Annotated in this window: 10 protein-coding genes; 1 reads left to right on the top strand and 9 read right to left on the bottom strand. The window is 51.9% G+C overall.

The features are described 5' to 3' along the window. Nucleotides 1-278 precede the first annotated feature (278 nt). The 8 genes from ACN0R1_RS20720 to rhmD form a co-directional block, all read right to left on the bottom strand. The gene (locus tag ACN0R1_RS20720) at nucleotides 279-446 is read right to left on the bottom strand and encodes a hypothetical protein (RefSeq protein WP_417586059.1); all 168 of its coding nucleotides are present in this window, start codon (nucleotides 444-446) and stop codon (nucleotides 279-281) included. A 428-nt stretch (nucleotides 447-874) separates the two neighbouring features. Beyond that, the gene (locus ACN0R1_RS20715; protein ID WP_417586057.1) at nucleotides 875-1,153 is read right to left on the bottom strand and encodes a helix-turn-helix domain-containing protein; all 279 of its coding nucleotides are present in this window, start codon (nucleotides 1,151-1,153) and stop codon (nucleotides 875-877) included. Nucleotides 1,154-1,492: 339 nt separating this feature from the next. After that, complete coding sequence (gene aldA, locus ACN0R1_RS20710) at nucleotides 1,493-2,929, bottom strand: aldehyde dehydrogenase (protein WP_417586056.1); 1,437 nt, start codon at nucleotides 2,927-2,929, stop codon at nucleotides 1,493-1,495. A gap of 106 nt (nucleotides 2,930-3,035) precedes the next feature. Next, on the bottom strand, nucleotides 3,036-3,833 hold the full coding sequence (locus ACN0R1_RS20705; RefSeq protein WP_417586058.1) for an HpcH/HpaI aldolase family protein: 798 nt from the start codon (nucleotides 3,831-3,833) through the stop codon (nucleotides 3,036-3,038). 21 nt (nucleotides 3,834-3,854) lie between these two features. Next, complete coding sequence (locus ACN0R1_RS20700; RefSeq protein WP_417586055.1) at nucleotides 3,855-5,138, bottom strand: TRAP transporter large permease; 1,284 nt, start codon at nucleotides 5,136-5,138, stop codon at nucleotides 3,855-3,857. Continuing rightward, nucleotides 5,135-5,614 carry a TRAP transporter small permease gene (locus ACN0R1_RS20695; protein WP_417586054.1) on the bottom strand — a complete coding sequence of 160 codons (480 nt, stop codon included), beginning with the start codon at nucleotides 5,612-5,614 and terminating at the stop codon, nucleotides 5,135-5,137. Before ACN0R1_RS20695 ends, ACN0R1_RS20700 begins: the two co-directional genes overlap by 4 nt. A 20-nt stretch (nucleotides 5,615-5,634) precedes the next feature. Further along, entirely contained in the window at nucleotides 5,635-6,639 is a 1,005-nt protein-coding gene (locus ACN0R1_RS20690; protein WP_417586053.1) for a TRAP transporter substrate-binding protein, read from the bottom strand. A gap of 74 nt (nucleotides 6,640-6,713) precedes the next feature. Further along, complete coding sequence (rhmD, locus tag ACN0R1_RS20685; protein ID WP_089038921.1) at nucleotides 6,714-7,898, bottom strand: L-rhamnonate dehydratase; 1,185 nt, start codon at nucleotides 7,896-7,898, stop codon at nucleotides 6,714-6,716. Between the two features lie 250 nt (nucleotides 7,899-8,148). On the opposite strand from rhmD, the gene ACN0R1_RS20680 reads away from it, so the two are divergent. After that, nucleotides 8,149-9,084, top strand: a complete 936-nt coding sequence (locus ACN0R1_RS20680) for a LysR family transcriptional regulator (RefSeq protein WP_417586052.1) — start codon at nucleotides 8,149-8,151, stop codon at nucleotides 9,082-9,084. A 102-nt stretch (nucleotides 9,085-9,186) separates the two neighbouring features. Here ACN0R1_RS20680 and arfA read toward each other — a convergent pair whose 3' ends face one another. Continuing rightward, nucleotides 9,187-9,336 carry an alternative ribosome rescue factor ArfA gene (arfA, locus tag ACN0R1_RS20675; protein ID WP_417586051.1) on the bottom strand — a complete coding sequence of 50 codons (150 nt, stop codon included), beginning with the start codon at nucleotides 9,334-9,336 and terminating at the stop codon, nucleotides 9,187-9,189. Nucleotides 9,337-9,583 lie beyond the last annotated feature (247 nt).

Raw genomic sequence — 9,583 nt, 5'->3', positions numbered from 1 at the left:
CACGGTGTTAATGAGCGCCACAACCTCACGCAGCGCCATCAGGCCGACACCCGTGCTGCCTATGAAACGTGTCCACACTGCGGGAGCAGCCTGACATAGCCAACGCCCCGGTCACAAGAAGTGGCCGGGGTGTTTTCTATTTCGAGTCCCACACCAGCTAATTTTTCGCTTCTGCCAAGAGCCAGCCCTGCTCTTCTCATTGAACCTGAGTTCAATTAATAAGTGGTTTTTAGTGCTCCTGAGTATTCTCCTAAGAACACCTGGGCTGGGGTTCGGTATCACAGCTGGCTTCTTGGTCTATCGTTCAGCTTATTGACGGCTCTTCGTAGCTCTGTGCCAGACACATTTCGGAAATCAGTTCCTTTCGGAAAATATTGGCAAATCAGACCGTTAGTATTTTCATTGGTGCCACGCTGGCATGAGCAGTACGGGGCACAAAAATAGATTTTGCCCGTGCCCCCTGGCAGTGCTCAGTGAATTCCGGACCGTTATCCAAGGTGATGGTCTGCACTGCGCCTCGGCGTGATTCTAATAACCGGGTCATCGTCTTAGTCGTTCCAGTGGCCGTGATTTCAGCAGGCGCGCCGCCAAGAGATAATCGCTGCGTCTCTCGACAAGGGTCACCAGGCCAGATTCTTTGTGGCCCTTGAGTACCGTATCGCCTTCCCAGTGCCCGATATAGCGTCGCTCTTCCACTTCAGGGGAGCGTTGTTCAATGCCCACTCAGGGATCTTGCCCAATGGCCAACTGACGCTGATAGCGCCGCTGGCGTGGTAGCCGGAGTTACTTCCATAATTCGCCACCGTGTTTCTTGTTATCCCAGATTAACGCATAGATCCACTGATGGCTTACCCGCACCTCGCCATGAAGCCACTTATTTGCTGAGGGCTCCATTCATCCGTTGGTCAGTCACCCAACGGATCAGGCTTGGCAGTCGCTTCGTTACTTTCCAAGCACTGCGTCGGCGCTGATCACCTCTCGATTGCGCCTCCTCGGGCACATAGCTAGCCTTCAGGCCATTGCGCTTTATCTCCCTGCTAATGGTGCTGCTGTGAACCCCAATCGCCTTGGCTATTTGTCGCTGGCTGATGCCGGTCTCAAGATAGGTAAAAAGTTGGTATCGTTGAGCTTGGGTCAGCTGTCGGTATCCCATGCTCTGCTTCACTTTGGTTGGTAACGTTGAGAAGGTACCAACGCAGCCCCTCCTTCCTTTACTGTGTAATCCAAAGTGCTGCGGTTATTCTAGGAATCCAGGAAGTCCCATTACTACATCAAAAGCAGCGCCCCCTGCCAAAACAAAGAGCGGGCCGATCATCAGCTCTGTACCAACGGTGTGTTAACCTACATACATACCGATAAAGCTTTTGAAGCCAAGCTGGGCCTTTTCTGGCACCGGCGTACGCTCATACTTCCCCCCCCAACAGCAGGCTTTGCTGCCGCTGGGGCTGAGTAATTTGCATTACTCATTGTATGTTGTGGTTTGCGTTTCGAATCAAGCCTCCAGATACACCACATGGCTATGGGTGTATTCATAAAGACCGTGCTTACCATCCGCCCCGCCGATACCTGATTTACGAACGCCAGCATGGAAGCCCTGCATTGCTTCAAAGTTCTCTCGGTTGATATAGGTCTCGCCAAAATCAAGCTCACGACTAGCCTGCATGGCGTTATTAAGGCTCCGGGTATAAATCGATGAGGTAAGACCATACTCACAGTCATTGGCCAGTGCTATGGCTTCATCAAGGTTATCGATGATTTGAATGGGCAGAACCGGGCCAAAAATCTCCTGGCGCATAATGGCCATTTCTTGGCGACAGCCCGCCAGCACCGTTGGCTGGTAGTGGAAACCGGCGCCCAGATCCGCGACATTACCGCCAGTGATCAACTCAGCCCCATTCCCACGAGCGGTTTCTACCATTTGAGCCACCTTATCCAGGCCCACTCGGTTGATCATGGGCCCCATCTCAACATCACTATCCGCTAGCGGATCACCATAGCGAGTGGCTTCCATCGCTTTAGCAATACGCGCAATAAACTCATCTGCAACGCCACGTTGAACGTAAACGCGCTCGGCGCAATTGCATACCTGCCCGGTATTGATAATCCGTGAGCTGCGGATCGCATTCACCGCCAGGTCGAGATCCGCATCATCCAGCACAATAGCTGGTGCTTTACCCCCCAACTCCAGGTTGAGTTTGGTGATATTGTTAGCGGCATTGGCCATAATGCGTGAACCCGTTTCAACGCTACCCGTAAAGCTAATCATATCGACCTGCTGGCTAGCAGTAAGCGCGTTACCCGCTTCAGCGCCTGTGCCGCTGACCACGTTGAAAACACCTTGTGGCAAGCCAACCTCATCGAGCAAGCGGGCGAACTCAAAACAGTTATTGGGCGTTTCTTCGCTGGGCTTAATCACGATGGTATTACCCGTGACCAATGCCGGCGCCATCTTGCGTGCGATCAGGAAAAACGGGAAGTTCCAAGGCAAAATACCCGCCACCACCCCAAGCGGCTTGCGGAAAAGGAAAATGTTCTCTTTAGGACGATCGCTTTGAATGATTTCACCTTCAATGCGGCGCCCCCATTCGGCCATATAATCCAAGTAATCGGCGGTAAAGTTAACTTCAACCTCCGCCAACCCACTGACTTTACCCTGCTCTTCGGTAATGGTACGTGCCAAGTGGGCAACGTTATCACGCAGCTTATTAGCTAAACGGTGTAGAAAAGCCGCACGCTCAACGGCAGGCGTCGCTGCCCAGCTCTTTTGCGCTGCACGTGCAGCATCTAATGCTCGCTCGACATCGTCGGCACTGGAGGCGGGAACACGTGATAGTAATGCCTGATTGGCGGGGTTAAATACTTCCAGGTGCTGCTGAGCCGCTTCAAATGCGCCGTTGATATAGTTTTGGTAGGTGGTCGGCTGTGTCATCTTCATTCTCCTATTGTCGTTATATTGGCCCCGCAGAGACCATCTGTTGGTAAGTGCTCAACTGATAAGTACTGAGTTGACAAGTACTGAATTAAGAAACGCTTCGCTAATAAGTGCTGGAAGACTGGCTTGCGGCTTGCCCCTTGTAGCGGGCAACCGTTGCCAGCGCCCCCTGGCGAAGAAGGCTAATATCGATCCCTACCGCAATAAACTGGCAGCCCAGTGCCTGATAACGACGTGCGTCATCTTCAAGCGGCGCCAGAATACCCACCGGCTTACCTGCCGCCTGCACCGTTTTAACAACCGTCTCAATGGCTTTTTGAACGTCTGGGTGCCCCGGATTGCCTGGATACCCCATTCCCACCGAAAGGTCTGCCGGGCCAATAAAGACCGCATCAACGCCATCAGTTGTCGCAATCGCTTCTGCCTGCTCAACGCCCTTAGGTGATTCAACCTGCACGATTAGGCAGAGCGACTCATGGGCCTTATCCAGGTAGTCATCCACCCCATCCCAGCGAGTTGCACGTACTAAGCCGCCGCCGACGCCGCGTATACCATGGGGTGGATATCGGGTAGCACGTACCAGGGCCGCAGCTTGATCACCGCTTTCCACCATGGGCACCATCAGTGTCTGAACGCCAATGTCGAGTAGTTGTTTGATCAACGCAGCGTCCTGGTTAACGCTGCGTACCACCGGCGCCGCTGAATAGGGCGCCACTGCCTGTAATTGAGCCAAAATAGTCGCCACCGTATTGGGGGCATGCTCACCATCAATCAGTAACCAATCAAAACCAGTGCTCGCCACTATTTCAGCGGCATAACCAGTCGCAAAACCAGCCCAGCAACCCCACAAGGGGTCACTTTTAGCCAGTGCGCTTTTAAATGTATTAACGGGCATTTCCATCATCGTTACACTCCAGTGGTACTAGTTAAAAGCCCCAAGCAGGCCAGGTAAGCCAAGTGTTAAGAAGGGTAAATACATGATGCATAGCAGCCCAATAACGAGAACCATGAAGAAAGGCACGAGTGGGCGCATTGTCTTCATGTAATCAACCTCAGCGATCTTGCACCCCAATAGAACGATTAAAGCCACAGGTGGCGTCAGCGAACCTAAAAGCAGAGCAATAATGACCACGACTGAAAAATGGATCATGTCAAACCCGAACATTTGGGCAATCGGCGTCAGTATTGGCACCATCAAGATTAGCGCTGAAATTGTTTCGATAAACATGCCGACTAGGATCAGTACCAGCACGATAAGCAGCAGCACGATGGCAGGCTCGCTGGTCATACTAGAAAGCCAAGTAGCTAATGTTGCGGGCACGCCCTCTCGAGCAATAATCCAACTGAACAAAGCGGCACTGCCGAGGATGATCAGAATACTGGCGGAGGTGACGACAGACTGAAGTGCGAAGCGGTAGGTATTTCTGACATTCAGGCGATGAGAAAGCAGGCCAAACCCGAGCCCATAGGCAACGGCTACAATGCCTGCCTCGGTAGGCGTGAATAAACCGCTCTGGATACCGCCTACAATGATCACCGGCATCACCATCGCGGGTGCTGCTTTCAAAAACACCTTGCCGGTTTCGCCTAAGCTGGCTCTACGGTGACGAGGCGCGCCGATCTCATCAGCTTTCCAGTAAACCAGTGCCATCATGATCATGGCGAGAAACAGGCCTGGAACGATACCGGCCAAAAACAGCGTGCCAATGGAAAGCCCCGTCATAGCCCCATAGATCACCATTAGTAGGCTAGGCGGAATAATGGGCCCCAAGATTGCTGAAGCGGCGGTAATCACTACTGCCCACTCTGGCTTGTAGCCCTCCTTTTTCATCGCAGGAATCATCATCCCTCCGACCGCAGCCACATCTGCCGAAGCCGAACCGGAGATACCCGAGAACAGCACGCTCGTCATGATGTTCACCTGGCCTAATCCGCCCCGTATATGGCCCACTAAAGAACGGGAAAAACCGACGATTGACGAGGTGATACCACCGTAGTTCATTAGATTCCCGGCAAAGATGTAGAGCGGGATGGCCAGCAAGGGGAAACTATCCAAAGAGCTGAAAAAGCGTTGAGGTAACACCAGAAGCGGCACCCCGCCATCAATGACCAGGACGGTAACGGCACTAAGCCCCATGGCGAAGGCGATGGGCACGCCGAGAGCGAGAAGAGCTGTAAATAACCCAAACATTAAAGCAACGATCATAGTAGCTCCTCTACGTCTGATGCTTTTTTAACTTCATCACGACGAACAATGAAAGCAAGAATCGTCAGCACGCCCCCAATGGGAATGGGTGCATACAGCCAAGCTCTAGAAATACCCAACGAGGGTTGCATGGTGCCCAAAGCACGTAGTGTGAATAGGTACCCCCAGTAGGCTAAAACGGCACAAAAAACAATTGAGATAGCTGCCACTGCGAAACGCCTCACCTTTTCAAAGCGGTCGTTGTTAAACCGAAACAGCTCCACCTTTATTTCATCGCATTTGTAAACCACCACAGGGGTTCCCATAAGTACCAACCAAACCAGCAGCATCCTCACCACTTCTTCTGTCCAAAAAAGTGGCAACCCCAGGAGAAACCGATTGATGACCTGTATGAAAATCAACGCCATGATCGCCGCAAAGATGGCGACGGTCATGGCGCCAAGGGTGGCAAATGCAGTATCCAGATAACGACGCATTTGCGAGCTCCTTTTTAGAGTCACTGCTGCCCAATGGACTCAAGTAGTTCTATGGCGCCAATATTGGCAGCAAACTCTTCGCGGAAGCCTGCCAATGCTTCTTGGAAAGGCACGGGATCCACCTCATTAATGGCGATTCCCTCTTCTTCTAGCCGGCTAAACCAGGACTGCTCACGCTCAAACCACTCGCTGCGCTGTATTTCAGCCGCTTCCCGGGCGGCCCGGTTGACTGCCTCGCGGTCGCTATCAGACAGGTTGTTGTAAAAGGACTCGTTGATGGCAAAACTGCCATCGAAAAGAATATGGCGTGTTTTGGACAGTGACTCCGCAACCTCAAATATGCGGAAGGTGTAACCAACTTCCGGGGTGCCTTCCATGGCATCGACGACACCTGCTTGTAACGCGGTGTAGACCTCCGGCATGGGTACAGGCGTCGGCTGAGCTTGCAGTGCGGAGAAGGTGCCCACAAACACGGGGGACTCCGGTACGCGAATCTTCAAGTTATTGAAATCTTCGGGGCTATTAATTTGTCCTTCGGCCAAATACGTATCTCGATAGCCTGCCAGAATCCAGTTTAGCGGTCTGATCCCGGAAGTGGTAACCAATTGCTCGATCAATTGGTCGCCTATTTCACCTGCTACCACGCTTTCCCAATGATCAACGTCTCGATAAAGATAAGGTAGCGTCAGCAGACCAAATTCGGGTACATAGTTGGCATAGAGGCCCGATTCGCCATACCCCATCTCCAGTACGCCAAGCTCAACAGACTCAATAATTTCTCGTTGCCCTCCCATTTGTCCGGCGGGAAAGATTTCCACCTGGACTTCACCGTCACTGTATTCAGCTGCCAGATCGCGAAATCTTTCAGCCGCTAAATGCTGCTCAGAATCAGTCGAAATATGGTGTGCGAAACGAATTTTCGTTTCAGCATAGGCAGTGCCAAAGGGCATCATGAAGAGTAGCCCTGCGGCACCAATCGTAGTCAATTTAGAGATTGAAAGACGTGAGGTGTTATTCATTTTCATTGTAGTTTCCTCTGATATTACTTGTTTTAAGTTCCCTACTTTTTAGCGGGAACAATGCTTATCAGGCCATAATGTTAATGTTGGTAAGGCCTAGAAAGCTCGCAATCCGGATTAAGGCGAACGCCAAACCCTGGTTTGTCGAGCTTGGAAGCCGCCATACGACCATTTTCAGGCACAGGCTCATCCAGCAGCAGCGGATTAAACATGGGCACCACTTCATCGGCCTTTGGCGCCATCATCAAGAACTCAGCGAACGGACTGTTATGGCGTGTAATCACAAAGTGGTAGCTGTAGACCGATGAGCCATGGGGTACAACCAGCTTGTTATGCGCATCAGCCAGCGCTGAAATCTTGATCAGCTCGGTGATACCACCGCACCAACCCACATCCGGTTGGATAACGTCGCAGCACTCCATTTCCAGAAGCATACGGAAGCCCCAACGGGTGGCCTCGTGCTCACCGGTATTCACCAGCATGCCTTTGGGGACATCGCGTTTGAGCTGCGCGTAGCCCCAATAGTCATCGGGCGGAAGCGCCTCTTCGATCCATTTCAGGTCGTACGCCTTAGCTCCCTGAGCTAGCCGAGTGGCGTAATTGACATCCAGGCTCATCCAGCAGTCATACATCAGCCAGAAGTCATCGCCGACAGCGCTTCGCATCTTCGCCAGGTGCTCGAGGTTTTTCTGCAGCCCTTCGTCGCCTTCAGCTGGCCCATGCACGAGGGGCATTTTGCCGCCAATAAAGCCCATTTTCTTGGCGAGATCAGGACGTGCGCCGGTGGCGTAAAACACCAGTTCATCGCGAACCGGGCCGCCTAATAGCTGATGCACCGGCAGTTGCCGCACCTTACCTAGCAGATCCCAAAGCGCCAGATCAACGCAGGAAATTGTATTAATCACCACCCCTTTACGGCCGTAATAGAGCGTGGCGTTAAACATCTGATCCCAAATTTTTTCGATTTCAGTTACCTGTTTACCCTCAATGAAGCGAGCAAGATGCTTTTCGACAATCCAGGCACCAATTTCGCCACCGGTGGTTACAGCAAACCCTACGGTTCCATCGCTTGCCTCTACCTCAACCACCAAGGTGCCCAGAACATTGAGCCCGAAGCTTCGACGTGTCATGCGGTACTCTGGGTACTTGCTCATGGGCGTGGCGATCTGGGAATCGATCCAATGCCCCTCGGCTTGGTCATGGTAGTCAGCACCGCCACCCCGGACGGTGTAGGCGCGTACCTGCTTGATGGTGGGTTCGCTCATAAACACTCCTCGTTATGCTTGTTAACATCATCTTCTTGAGGAAGTTGTAAGTAAAAGCGGGCAAGGTAGCCAATGATTATCTGGTTCGCCTCGATACCTTTAAGTTATCGAAGAGCGCTGAGCCAGCAATTGCGCCAACTTGCGCTAGGCTGCTTAATAACAAGTGACCGAACCACTAGACTAATGTCGCACAGCAAAATTAAGCGTAATCACCATACCGTTTGGGTATCGATTAAAAAGAGAGATGAGAATGGAAAGCTTTCAATTACTGGTAGCAAGGCTTCGCTATAAGCACCTTCTTATGCTCTCGACGCTGGGCAAAGTCGGCAACCTACACCAAACTGCCGTGGCCATGCATATGTCACAGCCTGCCGCAACACGTATGCTAAGTGAAATTGAACGGGTATTTGCGTGCCAGTTATTCGAGCGCATGGCCAAAGGAATGCGCCCGACCAAAGTGGGCGAAATGCTGGTGGAATTTGCCGATAACGCGCTAACTCGTTTGGATCGATGCGCCGAAGAGGTTCACCGCTACCAGCTGGGTGGACGCGGACAATTAACCGTTGGCGCCATTATGGGGGCAGCGCCAGACCTGGTGGCTCAAGCGATCATTGAGATGAAACGCCAGCGTCCTATGTTACAAATTCGTTTGATGGGTGAGACTAGCGATCAATTAGTGGCGCTACTCGAACAGGGTAAGGTGGATATAGCAATCGCTCGCTATGCGACCTCCATCCAACATAATCAATTCGATTTTGAGCCATTGGGCAACGAAAATATGGTTACTGTGGTACGCCGTGGTCACCCATTAACCAACGAGCATTTTCCTCCCCTTGAACAGTTACTAGAGCACTGGCCCTGGATACTTCAACCAATTACCACGCCAGCACGCCAAGCGTTAGAGAAAGAGTTGGAGATGGAAGGGTTAATGTCGCCACGCGATATCATCGAATGCGGTTCAATCTTTGCTGCCTTACAGCTAGTACAAAAAAGCGATGCACTGTTGGTAATGGCTGAATCCGTTCTCAGAGATCATCTCAATATAGGACTCATTGAGATGCTGCCACTAAACCTTGGACGAACGCTTTCTCCGTTTGGGTTATTGACTCGAAAAGATACGTTTTATGGTGAGCCGGTTACCGGCTTTTGTGACATTTTGCGTCGCAATGCCGTTCAGTGGGAATAAATAAAAAGGCCGACCTTAAGAGGTCGGCGAAGCTGATGAGAGTTGCTCGGTAAACAGGCCGAGCAATAAGATGCCTGGGGAAGGCATCGCCAAAACGCCTGCTCAAGCGGCTTGGCGATACCCTCGCCCGTCACCCTTACCTTTGCGGGAGTAACTACCCTTACCTTTTTTCGGTGTTTGCTGCTGCATTTTGAACATAGGCGTTCGCAGCTGCGCTTTCAGTGCGTTATCGCGTATCTTGCCTTTTTTCACGGTGTACACCTCAGTCTTTGAAAAAACAGTTTTAAAAAATAGACATTAACAAATGCGCCTCGGGCGGCGCAGTAGTTTACCTAGCCCCACTGTGGCCGTCGTCCTATTGGTTCCTGCCGCTCGTATGACCCAATGAGATCGGCCAAGTTCCCAAGATGCTTATGACGCTTAATCACCACGGGTGGTTAACATGCTCGCGGCAGGACTTTCCGCCACCATGCTCACCACGCTGCCCACCATGATCAGG

This window comes from Nitrincola sp., from assembly GCF_048264025.1.
Taxonomy (GTDB): domain Bacteria; phylum Pseudomonadota; class Gammaproteobacteria; order Pseudomonadales; family Balneatricaceae; genus Nitrincola.
This window is presented reverse-complemented; position numbering and strand designations above follow the sequence as displayed.